12 protein-coding genes and 1 pseudogene are annotated in these 19,528 nt (G+C 61.0%); 10 read left to right on the top strand and 3 right to left on the bottom strand.

What is annotated here, in order from left to right; all coding sequences use genetic code 11:
* Positions 1-90: 90 nt before the first annotated feature.
* The 8 genes from F0169_RS23825 (at position 91) to F0169_RS23790 (ending at position 7,950) form a co-directional block, all read left to right on the top strand.
* Positions 91-840 carry an SDR family NAD(P)-dependent oxidoreductase gene (locus tag F0169_RS23825; protein WP_058412990.1) on the top strand — a complete coding sequence of 250 codons (750 nt, stop codon included), beginning with the start codon at positions 91-93 and terminating at the stop codon, positions 838-840.
* Between the two features lie 13 nt (positions 841-853).
* Positions 854-1,150 carry a hypothetical protein gene (locus tag F0169_RS23820; RefSeq protein WP_152747785.1) on the top strand — a complete coding sequence of 99 codons (297 nt, stop codon included), beginning with the start codon at positions 854-856 and terminating at the stop codon, positions 1,148-1,150.
* On the top strand, positions 1,147-2,121 hold the full coding sequence (locus F0169_RS23815) for a CobW family GTP-binding protein (protein WP_152747784.1): 975 nt from the start codon (positions 1,147-1,149) through the stop codon (positions 2,119-2,121). The genes F0169_RS23820 and F0169_RS23815 overlap by 4 nt, the downstream gene beginning before the upstream one ends.
* Positions 2,118-3,296, top strand: coding sequence for an ABC transporter substrate-binding protein (locus tag F0169_RS23810; RefSeq protein WP_152747783.1), 1,179 nt, complete (start codon positions 2,118-2,120; stop codon positions 3,294-3,296). Before F0169_RS23815 ends, F0169_RS23810 begins: the two co-directional genes overlap by 4 nt.
* 350 nt (positions 3,297-3,646) lie before the next feature.
* Positions 3,647-4,330, top strand: a complete 684-nt coding sequence (locus tag F0169_RS23805; protein ID WP_152747782.1) for a methylamine utilization protein — start codon at positions 3,647-3,649, stop codon at positions 4,328-4,330.
* Positions 4,314-6,662 (top strand): EAL domain-containing protein, encoded by a 2,349-nt coding sequence (locus F0169_RS23800; RefSeq protein ID WP_172979537.1) that lies wholly within the window; start codon positions 4,314-4,316, stop codon positions 6,660-6,662. The genes F0169_RS23805 and F0169_RS23800 overlap by 17 nt, the downstream gene beginning before the upstream one ends.
* 5 nt (positions 6,663-6,667) lie before the next feature.
* On the top strand, positions 6,668-7,531 hold the full coding sequence (locus F0169_RS23795) for a DUF3034 family protein (protein ID WP_152747781.1): 864 nt from the start codon (positions 6,668-6,670) through the stop codon (positions 7,529-7,531).
* Complete coding sequence (locus tag F0169_RS23790; protein WP_152747780.1) at positions 7,531-7,950, top strand: group I truncated hemoglobin; 420 nt, start codon at positions 7,531-7,533, stop codon at positions 7,948-7,950. The genes F0169_RS23795 and F0169_RS23790 overlap by 1 nt, the downstream gene beginning before the upstream one ends.
* A 228-nt stretch (positions 7,951-8,178) precedes the next feature.
* Here the strand turns inward: F0169_RS23790 and F0169_RS23785 are convergent.
* Positions 8,179-10,595: pseudogene (locus F0169_RS23785) on the bottom strand (glucose/quinate/shikimate family membrane-bound PQQ-dependent dehydrogenase).
* A gap of 368 nt (positions 10,596-10,963) precedes the next feature.
* Positions 10,964-12,982: a TonB-dependent receptor gene (locus F0169_RS23780; RefSeq protein ID WP_152747779.1), complete on the bottom strand. Its 2,019-nt coding sequence runs from the start codon at positions 12,980-12,982 to the stop codon at positions 10,964-10,966.
* Between the two features lie 214 nt (positions 12,983-13,196).
* On the opposite strand from F0169_RS23780, the gene F0169_RS23775 reads away from it, so the two are divergent.
* Positions 13,197-13,430 carry a VF530 family protein gene (locus F0169_RS23775; protein ID WP_048720273.1) on the top strand — a complete coding sequence of 78 codons (234 nt, stop codon included), beginning with the start codon at positions 13,197-13,199 and terminating at the stop codon, positions 13,428-13,430.
* A gap of 4 nt (positions 13,431-13,434) precedes the next feature.
* Positions 13,435-14,061 carry a Pr6Pr family membrane protein gene (locus F0169_RS23770; protein ID WP_172979536.1) on the top strand — a complete coding sequence of 209 codons (627 nt, stop codon included), beginning with the start codon at positions 13,435-13,437 and terminating at the stop codon, positions 14,059-14,061.
* 32 nt (positions 14,062-14,093) lie between these two features.
* Here the strand turns inward: F0169_RS23770 and F0169_RS23765 are convergent, their stop codons facing one another.
* Complete coding sequence (locus F0169_RS23765) at positions 14,094-19,211, bottom strand: dermonecrotic toxin domain-containing protein (protein ID WP_152747778.1); 5,118 nt, start codon at positions 19,209-19,211, stop codon at positions 14,094-14,096.
* Positions 19,212-19,528 lie beyond the last annotated feature (317 nt).

Below are 19,528 nucleotides of genomic sequence, written 5' to 3'. Positions count from 1 at the left end.
GGTGTGTCAGTCACAGTTGTTTTATCTGGCCCGCCGCTATCGGGAGCAAGCCCCCTCCCACAGTGGAATTTGGTTTTTCAGGAGTTTTGTATGGATCAGTTGATTAACCGTCGTGCGGTTATTACCGGCGCAGGCAGTGGCATTGGCGCCGCCATCGCCCGGGCTTATGCGGCCGAAGGCGCGCGCTTGCTGTTGGCCGATCGCAATGCGGCAAGCCTTGCCGAAACCGCTATCACCTGCCGCAACCTCGGTGCCGAGGTGGTCGAATGCCTGGCCGACGTGGGCACCGTTGAGGGCGCCCAGGCCAGTGTCGACCGCTGCGTCGAACACTTCGGCGGCATCGATATTCTGGTCAACAACGCCGGTATGCTCACCCAGGCACGTTGCGTCGACCTCACTGTCGAGATGTGGAACGACATGCTGCGCGTCGACCTCACCAGCGTGTTCGTCGCCAGCCAGCGCGCGTTGCCGCACATGCTGGCGCAGCGCTGGGGGCGCATCATCAATGTGGCCTCGCAACTGGGCATCAAGGGCGGCGCCGAGCTGACCCATTACGCCGCGGCCAAGGCCGGAGTGATTGGCTTCACCAAATCGCTGGCGCTGGAAGTGGCCAAGGACAACGTGCTGGTCAACGCCATCGCGCCTGGCCCTATTGAAACGCCGTTGGTGGGCGGCATCAGCGATACCTGGAAACGCGCCAAGGCCGCCGAGTTGCCGTTGGGCCGCTTTGGCCTGGCAGACGAAGTTGCGCCTACCGCCGTGCTGCTCGCGAGTGAGCCGGGCGGTAACCTGTTCGTCGGCCAGACCCTGGGCCCGAATTCCGGCGATGTCATGCCATGAGTGAGGTGTAGCCATGTGCGGACTCTGCGGGTTGCTCGGTGAAGACCTGCACTGGAGCGACCCCTTGGGCGATGAATTGCCCAGACGCCGCGAGCGCCAGCGCCGCATCGCCGCGATCAACCAGGTATTGGCGGTGTTCCGGCTCAAGGTCGAAGACTTCCAGGGCGCGTCGTATCTGCTGTTGGGCGCCACCGGCAAGCAAGCGCTGGCGAGTGGCCTGGATCAACTCTGGCAAGCGGCAGAAAGCATGCTCGGCCGCCCCATCGACCCACTCGACCCCAACCTGCTCGACTACATGGAGTCTGTATGAGCATCGCCCTCAACGTCATTACCGGCTTTCTCGGCAGCGGCAAAACCACGTTGCTCAAGCGCCTGTTACACGGCGAGAGCCTCGGTGACACCGCCTTGCTGATCAACGAGTTCGGCGACGTCGGCATCGATCATCTGTTGGTTGAAGAGGTCGCGCCAGACACTGTGCTGTTGCCCAGCGGCTGCGTCTGCTGCTCGATTCGCGGTGAGCTGAAAGACGCCCTGCTGAACCTGTCGCAACGGCGTGAACGCGGCGAAATCCCGGCCTTCAAACGGGTCATCCTGGAGACCACCGGGCTCGCCGACCCGGCACCGATCCTCGCCACATTGAACAATGACGTGCAACTGCGCGGGCGTTTCCATATTGGCCTGGTGATCACCCTGGTCGACGCCAGCCATGCCGCCCTGCAAGAACGCCTGCACCCGGAATGGCTGGCCCAGGTGGCGGCGGCGGATCGGTTGCTGCTCAGCAAGACCGACGTGGTCGGCGACTGCACGGCGCTGCGCACGCACTTGCAGGCGCTGAACCCGGGCACACCGATCCTCAACACCGATGAGGTTCACAGCGGCGATCAACTGCTGCTCGGCGAAGGCCTGCGCAGCGCCGAACCCGCTGCCGAAGTCAGCCGCTGGCAATTGCACCCAACCACCACCGCGACTCACGGCACCGCGCAAGTGTGCTGCCTGACCCTCGACCAGCCGCTGGACTGGGTGGGCTTCGGGGTGTGGTTGTCGATGCTGTTAAGATGCCACGGCGAACGAATCCTTCGCGTCAAAGGACTGCTCAACGTGAACGCAAGCTCGGCCCCTATCGTCATTCATGGCGTGCAGCACTGCCTGCATGCCCCGGTGCATTTGCCTGCGTGGCCAGGCACCGACCGGCAATCGCGCCTGGTATTTATTCTGCGTGGCCTCGACCCGGCGCTGTTACGGCGCTCGTTTGACGTGTTCTCCCGGCGGTTTGCCGCATGATCACACTTCGCGTGCTCGGCACGTCCGTGACCTTGTTGGAATGCCTGCGCGTGCGCGCCGAGCAAGAGCTGGGCATTCGCCTGGTGTACCAGGTGCACGATGTTGAACAAGCCCAGCGCATTGCGGTGATGCAGCCCGACAGCTACGACCTGTACGACCAGTGGTTTCACAACGTCGACTTTGTGTGGCCGGCGCGGGCGATCCAGCCCATTGACACGCGGCGCATCGCGCTGTGGCACGAGATCAACGACCTGCCCAAGCGCGGTCGCTTGTCGGCCGACGACCGCCTCGGCAGTGGCAGCGTGCCCAGTGAACGCCTGTTTGTGCAGCACGATGGCAGCCTCGGCAGCACCGTGACCGAGCGCATCAGCATGTTGCCGCTGACGCACAACGCCGACAGCTTTGCCTACCGCCCCGAGCGTTTGCCCGAAGGCTTCAGCCACGGCAACGAAAGCTGGGGCTGGCTGCTCGACCCGGCCTGGAGCGCGCGGACGGCGTTGCAAAGTGACGCCGCAATCGGCGCGCTGGACGCCGCGCTGGCGGTGCAGGGCGCGGGGCTGGCGCAGTTCAAGGACATCGGCAATATGAGCATCGAAGAGATCGATGTGCTGGCTGACATTCTGGTGCGCAAGCAGAAGGAGGGGCATTTTGCGGCGTTCTGGTCGGACGACGAAGAGGCGGCGCAGTTGATGTTAAGCCCCAGCATTGATATTCAGAGTTTATGGTCGCCGACGTTGATGCGCTTGCACCGCGCCGGGGTCAAGTATCGGCTGGCGGTGCCGCGTGAGGGCTATCGCGCCTGGTTTGGTGGCTTGTCATTATCGCGGCATGCGCAGGGCGCGGTGTTGGATGCGGCCTATGCCTATTTGAATTGGTGGCTGTCGGGTTGGCCGGGGGCGGTGATGGCGCGCCAAGGCTATTACATCGGCAACCCGGCGCGCACGCGCGATCACTTGAGCCGTGCCGAGTGGGATTACTGGTATGCCGGTTTGCCTGCCCGGGAGCAGTTGTTGGGCAGTGACGGCTTGCCGCTGATCGATGTCGGCGAGGTGCGCGATGGCGGCTCGTATGAGCAACGCATGGGGCACATCGCCGTGTGGAACTCAGTGATGGATGAGCACAACTACCTGGTGCGCCGATGGGGCGATTTCATGCGCGCTCGCTTGGGCGCTTAGCCGAGAGCGTATTGATCGTTCCCACGCGCGTCGGAGCGATCCTGCTGGCCAAATTCTCCGTTTGGCCGGGTGTACTTATCCCAACTCCCGGCTAATCTTCCAGCATTCGATTTTTCTGAAAATGAAGGCTTGGGCTGGCTTATCGGTGGGCTACAGCTTTTTCGGCTGTGGTCGATAACTTCTACAGAGCTTGTCCCGTTGCACAGGTTTTACCGACCAGCGGTTAGCGCTTGTCATACATTCAATAGTGGCTATTTGCCTTGTTTGCGGCATCATCTAGACCCTAACGCCTGTTGCAGCGTTTTTATGCCAAGGCTGGCCGCCACTTTTTTCTTTCACGTGGACCCCGAATGGCCAGGTTATTTCAGCAGTTAACCCTAGTCATCCTCTTGCTCTCGGCCCATGCATTGGCCGCTGCGGCGACGCTTGAGGTGACGGTGCATCAAGCGGATGGCACCTCGGTCGGTGATGCGGTGGTGACACTGCAAGGGCCCATCGGTGCACCGGCGGGCACCCTCAAAGCCGACATGGACCAGCGCGGCCAGCAATTCGCGCCCCATGTGCTGGCGGTGCACACCGGCACGCAAGTGCGCTTTCCCAACAGCGACAACATCCGCCATCAGGTCTATTCCTTCTCTGCCGCCAAACGCTTTGAGCTGCGCCTGTACGAAGGCACGCCGGCTGCGCCACTGCTGTTCGATAAACCCGGTGTGGTGGTGCTCGGCTGCAATATTCATGACTGGATGCTTGGCTATATTTACGTCACCGACGACCCACGTTTCGGCGTCAGCGATGCTCAGGGCCGGGTGCGCCTGGAGCAACTGCCGGTCGGTGAATACCACGTCACCCTGTGGCACCCGCAACTGGCGGACATGCAACCGCTGGATGGCGGCACCTTGCGCATTCCTGCCACCGGCCTCAGCCACAACGTCGTCTTGAGCCTGGAGCCTGCCTCGGCGGACGTGCCGCCAACACCTGCGCCGACGCCTTTTGGCGACGCCTTCAATCGAGCTGCCCGTGAAACTGCGCAGTAGTTTCCAGGCGCGCGTCGCCAGTGTGCTGATCCTGCTATTGCTGGTGGTGATCGGTGCGCTGTATTTCAGCGTAAAAGCCGCGACCAGTTCCGCCGTGCGCGGCCAGGCCATGATGCAGTTGGAGGTGGGGTCGCGGGTGTTCGAACGCTTGCTGGACGTGCGCGGTCGGCGGCTGGCCGACGGTGTGCAACTGCTGGCGGCGGACTTCGGTTTTCGCGATGCGGTGGCCAGCGGTGATTCGGCGACGATGCGCTCGGTGCTGCTCAACCATGGCAAACGCATCAACGCCAGCGACATGATTTTGCTCGGCATGGACGGCACAGTCCTCGCCAGCACCCTGGCCGATGTGCCCGAAGGCTCGACCTTTCGCTACGACATGGCGCTGCGCGAGGCCCGACGCAACCGCCAAACCACGCTGATGGTGCCGCTGCAAGGCAAGCCGCACCTTTTGGTGGAAGCACCGGTGCTGGCGCCATTGCCGATTGCCCGCGTGGTGATGGGCTTCAGCATGGACAGCGCGTTTGCCGATGAGCTGCGCTCGCTGAGCAATCTGGAGGTGTCATTCCTGACCATTGATCGCCAACAACCCGGCGAACTGGTCAGCACTCAGCCGCAGGTATTGCGCGACAGCATCGTCAGCCTGATGTTGGGCACTGCCACGCGCAATGGGGTGTCCACCACCGAACACATGGAACACAGTTTTCTCAGCCAGACGCTGGTGTTGGCCAGCGACGACGACGGCCAGGTACTCGCGTTGCTGCAAAGCCCGCTGGACATGGCGATGCAGGCTTTTGTACCGCTCGATGAAAAGATTCTGGTGATTGCCTTGATCGCGCTGATGGCCTCGCTGACCGGCGCCTTGCTCCTGGCGCGTGGCGTGTCGCGACCGGTGCAGGCGCTGGCCCTGGCGGCCGAGCGCATTGGCCAGGGTGATTACCAGACGCCCGTGGCGCTGGACCGCAGTGACGAACTCGGGCGGTTGGCGCATACGCTCAATTTGATGCAAAACGGCATTGCCGAACGTGAACAACAACTGGCGCACAACGCGCTGCATGATCGCCTCACCGGTTTGCCCAACCGCGCGCTGGCGATGGAGCGCCTCGGCAGTGCGATTTCCACCCAGCGGCCGATGGCGTTGATTTACCTGGGCATTGATAACCTGCGCATCGCCAGCGAAACCGTCGGGCCGGACGCTGTCGACCACGTGCTGCTGGAGGTCAGCCGCCGCCTGCAGGCCGCGTTACGCCCTGGCGATACCCTGGCGCATTTGATTGCCGACGAATTCCTGTTGCTGCTTGAAGGTGCGGGCAGCCAGGAAGCCGTGGGCCTGGCCGACAAACTTCAACAGTTGCTGCTGCGCCCCCAACGCATCAACGGCCATGACCTGGCGCTGGATTGCCGCTTGGGCATCGCCGCGTACCCGGCCGATGGCGAAAGCCCCCAGACCTTGCTGGAGCGCGCGGCGATTGCGATGAAAGACGCCGCACAAATGCCTGGCCGCTTGCAGGTTTACGAACACGGCAGCGACCTCGCACACCGCCGTCAGGTCACGTTGATTCGCGATTTGCGCCACGCGCCGAGCCAAGGCCAATTACTGCTGCATTACCAGCCCAAGCTGGACATTCGCCAGGGCCATGTGCGCCAGGCCGAAGCCTTGTTGCGCTGGCAGCACCCGCAGTTCGGCATGGTCTCGCCGGCAGAATTTATCCCGTTGGCCGAGCGCTCGGGCAGCATTCGGTTGCTGACCCACTGGGTGATCGAGGAGGGCATTCGCCAGTTGTGCGACTGGAACCGGCGCGGGTTGTACCTGCAACTGTCGCTGAACGTCTCGGCCGACGATTTGCTCGGCGACGAGTTGGCCCATCGCGTCTCGGCGCTGCTGCGTCGCTATAACCTGCCCGCCGAACAACTGTTGTTCGAGATCACTGAAAGCGCGGTCATGCGTGAGCCGGAAAAAGCCCTGCACGTGCTGCACCTGCTGCGCGACTGCGGTATCGGCCTGTCGGTGGACGATTTCGGCACGGGCTATTCGTCGCTGGCGCACCTCAAGCGCCTGCCGGTGCAGGAATTGAAGATCGACCAATCCTTCGTTCGCAACCTCGATGAAACCAGTGAAGACGCAGTAATCGTGCGTTCCACCATCGAGATGAGCCACAACCTGGGCCTTAAAGTGGTCGCCGAGGGCGTCGAGTACGCCCACAGCCTGCGCCTGTTGGAGCGTTGGCAGTGCGACACGGCGCAGGGCTACCTGATCAGTCGGCCATTGACCGCCGACGCCTTCGAAGCGTGGGTGGCCCTGCCGCTCAGCGTGCACACTTCCATGGTTCATTGAGCGATATGACGGTGCGTTTTTATCTATTGATAGGCTGCCTCACCGCGTTAACCCTGCAAACGGCAGTGGCCGACAACGGCCGTCTGCTTGCCACCGGCGGCGCCAGCAGCCTTGAGGGCGCGGCGGGCGGCGGCATCACGCCGTGGGCCGTGTTGGCCGGTTACGGCGAACAGGGCGAATGGGGTGCGACGGCGTTCGCCACCACGGTCAACCTGCCGGACTACCGCTTGGATGTGGCCGGGCTGGCGCTGGCGTATGACAACCGCGTCGAGGTCTCTTTCGCGCGTCAGCACTTCGACCTCGGCACCCTGGTGCACCGGCTGAATTTGCCGGATGACCACCTCGGCCAAGACGTGTTGGGCCTCAAGGTTCGGCTGTTTGGCGATGTGATTTACGACCGTCTGCCGCAGGTTTCCCTCGGCCTGGAGTACAAGCACCAGAACAATTTTGAGATACCCAGCCTGGTCGGCGCCAAACGCGACAGCGACGTCGAAGGCTACCTGGCCGCCAGCCGGTTGTTTATGGGCGCAGCCTTTGGCTACAACGTGTTGGTCAACGGCAGCCTGCGTTACAGCCGGGCGAATGAAACCGGCTTGCTCGGTTTTGGCGGTGACCGCCGCGACAGCCGCAGCCTGCTCAAGGAAGGCTCGTTGGCGCTGCTGTTCAACCCGCGCTGGGCGGTGGGCGTGGAATATCGCGAGAAGCCCGACAACCTGTCGTTTGCCGGTGAAAGTGACTGGGCGGATGTGTTTGTCGGGTACTTCCCCAACAAGCATGTGTCGTTTGTATTGGCCTATGCGCGGCTTGGGGAGATCGCCACGCTGGATAACCAGAACGGCATGTATTTGTCGGTGCAGGGGAGTTTCTGATGCGTTTTCTGGCGTTTTTTATGATGCTCTTGATCGGCGCATGCGCCCAGCAACCGGTCAAGGATGACAGCTTGTACCGCGACCTTGGGGCGATGCCCGGGATTACCCGGATTGTTGAAGGCATGCTGCTTAACGTCGCGCGCGATGGGCGCATTGTTGAGCACTTTCGCCGGGTCGATATACAGCGTTTGCGTAACAAGTTGATCGAGAAGTTCTGTGTAGAGGCGGGCGGGCCATGTACCTATACCGGAGACGGTATGGCTGAGGTGCATAAGGGCCAGAAGGTCAGTCGCAGTGATTTTAATGCGCTGGTGGAGGACTTGATCAAGGCGATGGACAGCGAAGGTATCGCAGTGCCCGTGCAGAATCGGTTAATAGCGCGGCTGGCGGCGCTGCGCGGTGAAGTGATCGAACACTGATCCCAGTGTGGCTTCAATCCCCAAGCAGACTGCATTCAAAAATGTGGGAGGGGGCTTGCTCGCGATGCAGGCACCTCGGACCATCAGTCACACCGCGTTGATGCCATCGGGAGCAAGCCCCCTCCCACAGTTGGCAGCTCCCACAGTTGGCAGCTCAAGCACCTTCCCATATTAAAAAAGGCGGCTACCTGGTCAGGGTAGCCGCCTTTTGTGTACCGCCGAGGCTGCTTAATCCGGCAGTTTGAACGCCATCACGTAGTCACCTTGCTTGGTACCCAGCGAGCCGTGACCGCCGGCCATGACCAGCACGTATTGCTTGCCGTCCTTGCCGGTGTAGGTCATCGGTGTGGTTTGCGCGCCTGCAGGCAGGCGGCCTTCCCACAGTTGCTTGCCGTTTTTCACGTCGTAAGCACGCAGGTACTGGTCGAGGGTGCCGCTTAAGAACGCCACGCCACCGGCAGTGGTGAACGTACCGCCCAGGCTAGGCACGCCCATGGTCAGTGGCACTGGAATCGGCGAGCTGTCGCGCACGGTGCCGTTTTTGTGCATCCAGATGGTTTGGTGGTTGGTCAGGTCGACCGCTGCCACATAACCCCATGCCGGTGCCTGGCACGGCAGGCCCAGCGGCGACAGCAGTGCTTCGAGGATCACGCCGTATGGCGCGCCTTTGTTCGGTTGTACGCCTTCGGTTTCGCTGACGCGCGGGCCTTGCTTGGCGATCTCGGCGGCCGGGATCAACTTCGATTTGAACGCCATGTAGCTCGGGTTCACGAAGGCGATCTGGCGTACCGGGTCAACAGAAATGCCGCCCCAGTCGAACACACCGAAGTTACCTGGGTAGACAATCGAACCTTGCAGCGATGGCGGCGTGAACGGGCCGTCGTAGCGCATGGATTTGAAGTCGATCCGGCACAGCATCTGGTCGAACGGCGTGACGCCCCACATGTCGCGTTCTTTCAACGGCGGCGGCATGAAGTTCAGGTCGGACTTGGGTTGCGTTGGCGAGGTGTGATCACCGGCCACTGCGCCTTGCGGTACAGGGATTTCGTTGATCGGCACCACCGGCTGACCGGTGCTGCGGTCGAGCACGTAGATGCTGCCTTGCTTGGTCGACGCCATCACCGCTTGCTTCACGCCGTCAGCGGTTTTGATGTCGATCAGCGACGGCTGGCCGCCGACGTCCATGTCCCACAGGTCATGGTGAGTGAACTGGAAGGTCCATTTCACATGGCCGGTATCGATGTCCAGCGCAGTCAGGCCGGCGCTGTATTTTTCCGAGTCTTCGGTACGGTCGCCGCCGTATTGGTCGGGCATTTGGTTGCCCATCGGCAGGTACAGCATGCCGAGTTTTTCATCAACGCTGAACATGGACCACATGTTCGGCGAGTTGCGCGTGTAGGTTTTGCCCTCGGCCAACGGGGTGGTGTCGTCCGGGTTGCCGCTGTCCCAGTTCCACACCAGTTTGCCGGTGTGCACGTCGAACGCGCGGATCACGCCGCTAGGCTCGTCGGTGGAGACGTTATCGGTCACGTGACGCCGATCACCACCAGGTTTTTGGTCACCGCAGGGGGCGACGTGGAGTAGTAACCGCCTGGGGCGAAGCTGCCGATGTTGGCACGCAGGTCGACCTGGCCTTTGTCACCGAAGTCTTCGCACATCTTGCCGGTGTCGGCGTTCAGCGCGATCAAACGGGTGTCGGCAGTCGGCACGAAGATGCGTTTCGGGCAGGCATTCGGCGCAACGGCCGGGCTGGCGCTGCCGGTCGGGCTCTGCTCGGACGCGTAGGCGGCGTCATCGTGATACGACACGCCACGGCAGGTCATGTGTGCCCAACCCTTGAAGTTCTGTGCACCTTCGGTGCTGATCTTCGGGTCGAAACGCCAGATTTCCTTGCCGGTGTCCGGGTCGAGTGCAATCACCTGGCTGTGCGGCGTGCACACGTAGAGCATGCCGTTGACTTTCAGCGGGGTGTTTTCCGCGGTGGTTTCACCGGGGTCGCCGGCACCAGGGATGTCGCCGGTACGGAAGGTCCAGGCCGGCACCAATTTGTGCGCGTTGGCCGGGGTGATCTGCGCCAGTGGCGAGTAGCGATCACCGAAGGCCGAGCGGCCATACGAGTTCCAGTCGCCATCGGCCTGAGTCGGCGCAGCGCTGGCCATGCCCGGCACGGCGTCGCGGTCGAGTTGGCCGGTTTTGACCATCTCACCGGGGTTGGTGAACTGGCTGGCAAGCGCGGTAGCACCGGCCAGCACCACGGCCACGCTCAGCGCGCCAGTGCCCAGCGGCGCGGGTTGGCCACGCAGCAACGGACGGCGAAACCACGGCAGCAGCAAGACGATGCCCAAGGCGAACAGCAGGGCCAGGCGTGGCACCAACTGCCACCAATCCAGGCCGACTTCCCACAATGCCCACACGGTACTGGCGAACAGCACCAGCGCGTACAGGCCCAGCGCTGCGCGGCGGTTGGCCAGCAGCAGGACGCCGGTGAGGGCGATGCCGATACCGGCCAGCAGGTAGTACAGCGACCCGCCGAGCATGCTCAGCTTGACGCCGCCGGCCAGCAAGGCCAGGCCCATGATCAGCAGCAAGACGCCTAGCAACCTGGGCAGCAGGCGGCTTGGGCTCGAAGCACCATCAGTGCTCATAGTGTGTTTCTCCGTCACGTTGGAATTATGTAACCGCGTGCTTCACTGTAGATGACGATTCGGCGCGGGCTTGGTTCAGCGTTATTTGGGGTTTTTGTGGGGATAACCAGGTTATTCACAGGCGGGCGATTTATTCCCGTGCGCAGGCCGGTGTAAGACAGCGCTGTCCAGGCGTACAAGGAACGTCGTCAAGAGGGATCGACCGCGGCGTGAAGCGTTTCAGGTTATTGCAGCAAGGATAAAGTGCTGGCGCGCCGAGAGAAAGCGTAAATCGCAAGATGCATCATTTCAGATTTGGTAACAGTGACAGAATGTCGCTGCTGAAATGTGGGAGCGGGCATGCTCCCACAGCGATCTTAGGTGTTTTTTTAGAACGTAGTGCGCAGGCCAACCTGCACGCTACGGCCCGGTGCGGGGGCAATGTCGCGCAGGATCGAGCTGGCATACCGCACGGTCTGGTTGGTCAGGTTTTCGCCGTCCACAAACGCCAGCCATTGGCTGCCACCGAGGTTGAAGTGGTAGCCCGCGCTCGCGCCAAGGGTGGTGTAGCCGTCGGTGCCACTTTCGTTGTCCGGCACACGGCCCTGGCCCGCGGCATGCTCGACGTCGATGCGCGCCTGCCAGCGGTCGAATTCCCACAGCAAGCCGCTGTTCAAGCGTAGCGGTGCAATGCGCGGCAAGGCTTCGCCGGTGTCCAGGTTGGTGGCGCGGGTGTAGTCGCCCGACAGTTCCAGCGCGAACTTGCCGTAGGCGCCCTCACTGAGTTTCCAGTGATCCTGGGCTTCGAAGCCGGCGAACCGCGCACGCACGCCGGAGTAGGTGTACTCAGGGATACCGCTCGCGTCCTCTTCACCGTCATCGTTCAAGGTGCGCCCCGTGCCCAACAAGCCGATGTAATTGGAGAAGCGGCTGTAGAACACGCCAAAACTGCCCTTGTGGGTGCCATTGTCAAAACGCAGCGCGAGGTCGCTGGACACGGCTTTTTCTTTCTTCAGGTTGGCATTGCCCAGCTCGTACGTGCCAGTGGCGACGTGCGCACCGTTAGCGTACAGCTCGTAAAACGTCGGCGCGCGCTCGGTGTAGCCCAGGGTCGCGGCCAGCGACCAAATCGGCGTGAGCGTGTACACCGCGCCGGACGACAGGCTGCCGGCGGTGAAATCGTTGGTTTTATCGGCTGCCGCGAAGCGCGCGTTGCCTTTGGCGTCCGGGTCGACGCTGGTGTGTTCCAGGCGCCCGCCGAGGCTGAGTTTCAGGCGCTCGGTGGCCTGCATCTCTTCGAGAATAAACAGCGCGGCAGCGTTGGTGTCGGTTTGCGGCACGAAGGCTTCTTCGCCAAGGGCCGAGAACTCGTTGCGCGTCACTTGTGCGCCGACCACGCCGTTGAGCGGGCCAATCGGCTGATGACGGGCTTCTACCCGTGCTTCATACCCCTTGTTCTTGAAGATCGTCCCGGTTTCGCCGCCTTCGATTTCGCGGTGCTCGTAGTCGGTGTAACCCGCGTCGAGTTTGACCGAGGTAAACGGGCCTTGCAGGTTGCGGATCTCGGACGCAAACGCGTAGTGATCCTGCTGCATGCGAATGCGCACGTCCTGCTCGGCGGGCGAGCCGTAGTTGCTGTCGTAGTTGCTGTAGGACAGCCCGGCGTAACCGTCATCCCACGTGTACGAACCGCCCACCGCGCCGCCGTCCTGGCGCCCGTCGCTGTTGCCCAGGCGGCCGTTTTTGCCGGGTGCGTCGTCGGTCTCCGGTGCATGCCGGCTGCGTGCCTGGCCGGGGATTTTAAGGTCGTTAAACTCCCGCGCATTGGCGTCCAGGTGCAAGGCGAAGGTGCCGTTGCCAGCCTCCAGCTTGCCCGCGCTGCTGCGGGTTGTGTCGGCGCCGCCGTAGCGCAATTCCCCGGCGCCGTGGACGCCTTCGATGGCTTCGGTGGGGATGCGGTTATCGAAGGTGTTGACCACGCCGCCGATGGCGCTGCCGCCGTACAACAGGGCGGCCGGGCCGCGCACGATTTCAATTTTCTCGACGTTCACCGGGTCCAGCGGCACTGCGTGGTCGTAGGACAGCGACGATGCGTCCAGCGCGCCTACGCCGTTACGCAGGATGCGAATGCGGTCGCCATCCTGCCCGCGAATAATCGGCCGACTGGCGCCTGGGCCAAAGTATGAAGACGACACACCCGGCTGCTTGTTCAGGGTTTCGCCCAGGCTGCCTTTTTGTTGCAGGGTCAGCTCATCGCCGTCCAGCACGGTGGTCGGCGAGGCGAGCTGTTCGCTGCCCAACGGGTTGGCGGTGATGACTTGGGGTTGCAGCTCAAGGGCGTGCGCTTCGGAGCAGACCAGCAAGGCGGCGGCGAGAGGGGTCAGGCGCCACAGAGAAGAGAGGGACATCGGGACATTCCTTGGCAAAACGGCACAAAAAAGAGAAGGCTGAAACGGTATCGAACCGGTTACTTTTGATAAGTATCGTTACAATATAACATCTCTTTTTTCGCTGGAAAGGGGAACTTTTTTCCAAGGGCTATATTCAATGCAGTGCTTCCACCTGTACGCCCCGTCGGCTAAGGTGCGCGGCTGTATTTCTTCTTATTGCAAAAGGCCCGGCATGACCGCGACAAGCAACGACCCGCTGCACGGTGTGACCCTGCAGCACGTGCTCACCACCCTGGTTGAGCACTACGAATGGGCAGGTCTGGCCGAGCGCATTGACGTGCGCTGTTTTAAAAGCGACCCGAGCATCAAGTCGAGCCTGACCTTCCTGCGCAAAACCCCCTGGGCGCGCGAAAAAGTCGAAGGGTTGTATGTGAAGCTGATGCGCACCAAGCGTCCGCTGGACTGAACCCGTGAAGCGCTTTGTCGCGGTGGCGGCGTTGGCCGGTTGGGTGGGGTTGGCGATTCAGCAATACCTGATTTTCTATTCACGCTGGCAAGCGGACGCCAGCTTGCTCGGCGGGCTGATCAACTTTTTCAGTTTCTTCACCGTGCTGACCAACACGTTGGTAGTGGTGGTGTTGAGCTATGCGCTGGTGAATCGTGATTCACGCGCCAAGTGGTTTTTTTTGGCGCCCCAGGTCAGCAGCGCAATTGCCGCCAGCATCATCGTGGTGAGCCTGGCCTATAACCTGCTGCTGCGGCATTTATGGAGCCCCACAGGCTTTCAGTTTATCGCCGACGAATTGCTCCACGACGTGATGCCGGTGCTGTTTGCCGTGTACTGGTGGCGGTATGTGCCCAAGGGTTTTTTGCGCCTCAAACACATCGGCGTCTGGGTGATTTACCCACTGGTGTACTTCGCCTATGTGCTGCTGCGCGGGCATTTGCTGGGGCAATATCAGTACCCGTTTATCAACGTCGACACCCTCGGCTACCCACAAGTGTTTGTGAATGCCGCGGGTATTCTGGCGGGGTTCGTGCTGATTGCATTGGCGGTGCTGGCGCTGGATCGACGCCTCAAACAGCAAGCCCTGTAGCGAGCGCTACAGGGTATGAAAGGCCCGTTCGGTCACTCAGCGTCAAGTGCGCTCAAAGACTCATGGGTTTTTTCTCGCAGCCACTGTTTGCGCTGGTTCCCCAGATCATTCAGCACCTGGCTGTACAACGCGTCGCTCAGTGGCTGGCCTGTGGTTACTTGCACCGGCAGCAGGTTCAATTGGCTGGCGAGGGTGGTGAGTGACTCGAGTTTTTGCGCCTTCTGTGCCTCTTCACACGGTGCGGATTGGGCGTAGGTCTGCATCTGTTCGTGCAGTTGATCAAGGCGCTCGAATTGCTGGTTGATCTCGTTCCGGTTGTAGTCGTATTCCGCGGCGTACTGTTTCACCAGAAACTGCTCCCAGTAGGGTTCGAGCAGCATCTGGTCCACCAGCCCATCACCTTCGCTCAGCGCGAGCACGGCGGCATGCGCTTGGTTGATGGCGTTTTCTTGAACATCGGCGGTATCGCGGTAAAGCATCTGCTCACTGATCCAGGGCAGGTCGAGCCGTCGCGCCAGGCGCGTCTGGTAAGCCAGGTACACTTCCACTTCATCGACGGTGCCAGGCTGGCCGTCAACCATCTGCGAGGAAAAACGCAGGCCCAGCCCACCTTCTTCCACAGGTTTTAGCCGGTAAGCGATGTCGGCGCGCGCGACACTGTTGAGCATTTTGAGACGTGCAGCGCCCTTGGCCAGTTTGCGCAGTTTTGTTTCTTGTTCGGCCGGGGTGTTGCTGAAAAGTCTGGCGCGGGTCGCCTCTACTTCGATTCCCATTTCGTTGAAAATCTGCCTGCCCGCATCCGGGCACAAGCCTGGAAAGCTCGACATCTTGAACAGTCGTTCGCGAAGTTCGGCGTCTTTCAGTGTGGTCAACAGCAGCTTTCTGACCTGTGACCGCAGGTGGGGAATATTACGTTCATAGAGGCTCTCGTCGGCAGGGTCTTGAAAAAATTCAGGAGGCTCCAGCGCCTTGATAACCTCGAAGAAACCTTGGGAGCCAGGCTGGTATTCCAAGTCGTCCCAACCGGTTCGGTAAGCGTCGGCGGACTCGTCGTCCATGCCTTCAACCCAGAACTCGCTGCTTCCCATAGGTTCGTAGGTGCGGTGCGGGTCGAGCCCGGCAGATTCCCTGTATGACTCGAAGAGCGCTTGGTCCTCGGCGCTCAGGTGGTTGCGGTCCAGGCGTGTCAGCGCGATCACCAGCGCTTGGTCCGAGCCTTTCACGGCCTCAGGTAACGTCGTAATAGGGTTGCCGTGCAGCTCCATAATGAAGGATTCATTGCGTGGTTGGGCGAACAGGCCGACGGGCCACTCCTTGATCCTGGTGTTGCCCAGCTGGAGTATGTTCAGCTCGGGCATCAGGCTTATATCCGGCGCTGCGCCCAGCGGGTTGTCGGCGAGATTGAGTCGGCGCAGGCGCGACAGCGTGCGCAACTGACTGATCGCTTGCGGGTCAAGCACGATGCGGTTATTGCGCAGGTTCAGCTCCTCAAGTGAACGCATGTGTGCGATAGGTGCCGGCAGCGTTTCCAGCAGGTTACCTTCCAAATTCAGCGTGTTCAGGTTGGGAAAGTGCCCCAGGAAGCTGGCCCGGTCCGAAGAGAACTCACAATCGCCCATGTACAAACGGGTAACGTGCTTCAGGTCCGGCAGTGTGGGAAGCGAGTCCGGTTTTGGCAGCTCGGACAGGTCGAGTACCACCTCCTCCCCGTGAAGAGGGCTGAACGGGTCATGCTCGCGTATATAACCTTGGCGCCAGGCTTCCTGCAGTTTGTCGGCATAACTTTTTCTGGCTTGCCGGGCGACTATCGCGCCGCGACTCCCTTTAGGCCACCGGGTGCTCCGCCTCATGTAAACCAGCAGCGCTTCGTGAACGGCGTTGCCCTCTGCTTCAATGGCCTTCAGTACCTTGCTTCCCTCAGGCGTACTCGATGTTTGGGCAAAGCGTCTGACGCCCTCGCCGGACATATTGGGCAACACGGTTTTGATCCGTCGCTGCACACTCTCTATGGCAGTTTCAGGCGTCGGGGCAGCACTTAATCGGCTGGTGCTACCACCCTTGAGCAGGGTGAGGGTTTCACGGTTGGCCTCTTTGGCAAAGGGCGCGTCGGCGAGCACCTGGCGGCGCGTTGCGGGCTCGACGGTTTTTTCGACCACCCAACGCCTGAGGCTTTCACCCTCGGTAAACTGCGTGGGCGAAATCAGACATCGCTGAGTTGCGCTGTAAAAATCCGCTGGCCCGTGGAGTTTTTTGCCGCTGAGATCGAAGACCCGGTAGCGTGCTTTTTGATCACGTACCAGCACTCGCACCACCGGCGCGTCGGACGCTCCGGTCGCGCAGCGAATGGCCTCGAAAATACTCCCTTCACGCACTTCTATGCGCAGGCCTGCCATGGCGTCGCTGTAAAGCAGCAGGGTATTGAGTATCAGGCTTTCGGCTTTTGACGATAACGGTTGGCTGTATTCCATCTGCTCGAACAGGCGCGTGGAGGTCACCTCAAAATCCAGCTCGTGCAGTTGGTTCTTGGTGTCCAGCGGCAGGCGTTGTTCCTCCTGCATAACCTTAAGGTGACGCTTGCGGGTATGGCGCAGCAGTTGCCGGGCAATACTCAGCGGCAGTTCGGGGTACTGCGTACGCAGCAACTGCACATCGGGATCGGTGGAGACCTCCTGTGGCCAGGAAATATTCTGGATGAACGATTCAGTCTGGCGTTCAACATAGCTGGCCAACAGTTCGCGCAGTGCTTGCGGCAGTTGGTCTACGGGCGGGGAATCGCCCAGCAAGGTGTCTATTTGCGCTTGATCGAGAAAGGCCACGACCTTCTCCGGGAGTTTGCCGGCCATCACCTCGGCGGTGCTGAGCGTCAACACGTCACTTCCCTGAGCTGCCGGGTCGCCGTACTGATGAACCACACCGGTGTAGTCGGAGCGCGCATAAACATGCAGGGCCTTGTTCTTCGGCCAGCCCTTGAGTTCGCTGACCATTTGTTCGAACCAATAGGCCGATGGGTCCAGCTTCTGGCCGCCGAGGATACTGGCGATACTGGCCTTGAGGTTTTTGGCGCTGACGAAGCGTTTCAAGGTATCGGTCAAGAGCGGCGGGGCGGGTTGGTTGTTGACGTACATATGGCGCACGGCGTCGTGACCGACCCCGCTGATGACGCGGATCTGTTCCAGCTCGCTGTCACTCAAACCCTGCGTCTGTGGCCCCAGGCGACGCAGCAGTTGGGCATCGCTCCAGCCGCGTGGCGCTTCGCTTTCGAGTACACAGGCGCCGCTGCCGTTGAGCCTGGCCAGCGGGCGGTAGGCGTCTGGGCGCACGGGGTGGATGAGGTGATGGTCATCGGTAATCGGGTCTTGCCTTACCAGGTAATGCTGGTCATCGACCCGCACGATCTGGTTGCCGTTATAAGCGTGCCGGCCCGCTTCGTCAGGGATGCTGTCAGCCGGCAGCCTCACGTTCTTGTGTTGATAAGGCGTGGGGTCCGGGTTCCACAGGCGGGTTTCGTCATTGGCCAGCAGCACCGGTTTCAACCCCTCTACAAAGGGTGAAAGTTTCACCCGTGCGACTTCCAGAATTTTCCCGCCGCGCTCGAATATCAAACCCTGCACAACGTTTTGCACAGCCGACAGCAGGTGTTCCGTGGCCTCGATGCGTTGGCCTTGCGCCCAATCGAGGATGCCTTCGAACACGTCGTTGGCCAGTTGATAGGCGGTGTAGGCCAGCATCAGTTCGCCCAAAAAGGGTACGAACGGGGTGATTACCAACAACGCCAGGTTGAAAATATCCGAGCCGATTTTTTCCAGGTTGTCCCACCAGGCAGTGCGCGCCATGCGGTCGGCATACGCGGTCGACACAGCGACTTCATTGGCATCATTGATGACCTTGTTCAAGTTGACCCTGTACACGTATTGCCAGATGTCGTCACACATCTCGCTGCCCGAGCGATTCTGCGTATCGTCTTGCACCGCCTGCAGTTGCCATTGCAGGTTGGGGCGGCCAATCGCTTCTTCGGTCCACACCGGGCCTTCAACGGCGGGTTTGGGATCGCGCTGCCATTCATACAAGCGTTGCTTGAGCACGGCGAAGAAGCTACCGCGCTGTTCATGGGCGATGAACTGGCTGATGAACTGTGGATAGCTGGCGGGGAACGTGTCGGCCAGCGCCGGTTGGCCGCGCAGGCGTTGCGCGAACTCGTTGCCGAAGGCCGAAAAGGTGCGGTACTCCTTGAGCGGATGTTGCGGGTCTTCGGGGATGTACACGAGTACTCGCTCGATGCCGAACGGCGTCAAATCGCGAGGGCCGATCACCAGCACCCCGGTGAGCCGGGTCGCCAGCAGGTCGAGTGTGTGGAACTGCATGTCGCGGCCGTCCAATCGCAACCCTGACTCGCCGCGCAACAGCGCCTGCACCAGTGCGTAGGCGTCCGGCGCAATGTGTTTACTCGCCAACGCCAGGTGAGCGGCGCTGTTGAGGGCGGCTTTATGCTGGGTAATCAGTTGAAGACGCAGCGCATCGGACACCGCAGCCTTGCCGACACCCAGTGCGGTGCGGACCTGCTGTTGGTAGCGGGCGCCGATGTCCAGTGCTCGGCATAGGCTCTTGAAGTCAGTGGCGGTGAGTGCCTGGCCGGTCGCCTTATGGGTGAACGTCAACAACGCTTGTTGCCCACGCGCATCGGCAGCCGACAAAAAAGCGAAATCTTTGAATGTTTCTGAAGCCGCGAAGTTGTGCAGGGCGGCGTTGAGCAGCGAGAGGGTGCGGCTTTTTAGCCCCGGCGTTATGGTGCCGGTGGAGGTGTAGAGGCGAATAAAGGTCTGCCTTACATCAATGTCGCCATACGCCATCAGTGCGTTTTTCAGCAACGGCTCGGCAAACGCGCCGATGTCGTTCAAGTGCGCGAGTTTTTGATCAATCGTGTTTTGCGCGGCCCAGTGCGCACCGATCGCTTGCGCCAGGGCTGAGCGCTGCGTCGGGCTATGCGCAGCCGCGTCGGCGGTGGGCTGCGCGTGCTGGCGCGAGGTCAGTGCAGTGATGCGTGGCAAGGCGGTGTCGCTTAACCAGGTGGGTATTTTTTGCTTGATGAAGGGGTAGTGAATGCCGACATTTTCGGCGACGGCAACTGTCGAGGGTAATGCACGCGTGGACATGCTCGGTGGTCCTTACAAGTGAAATTCGAGCCTTTGATTATGTGCATGGCCGGTGCGATTAAAAGCGCGAAATTCGGTTGTATGTACCGGTAAAAGTTGCGGTTCAAGCAGGTTTTTCGGGACTGAAAAATAGCCGGTTACAGCACCTGCAGGTGAGTTGTTTGCAGGGGGTGTTGGTGGCTTCGGGATTGGCTGTATACCCGTTGTTTGGGCCATGGCTTATATCGGTTTCGCTTTTACAGCGAGTCACTTTTGATAGAGATCGAAGGCAGCTTTTGCATACACAGCAGACCTGCTTTTGCTTGTTGTGGGAGGGG

This window comes from Pseudomonas kitaguniensis (assembly GCF_009296165.1).
Taxonomy (GTDB): domain Bacteria; phylum Pseudomonadota; class Gammaproteobacteria; order Pseudomonadales; family Pseudomonadaceae; genus Aquipseudomonas; species Aquipseudomonas kitaguniensis.
This window is presented reverse-complemented; position numbering and strand designations above follow the sequence as displayed.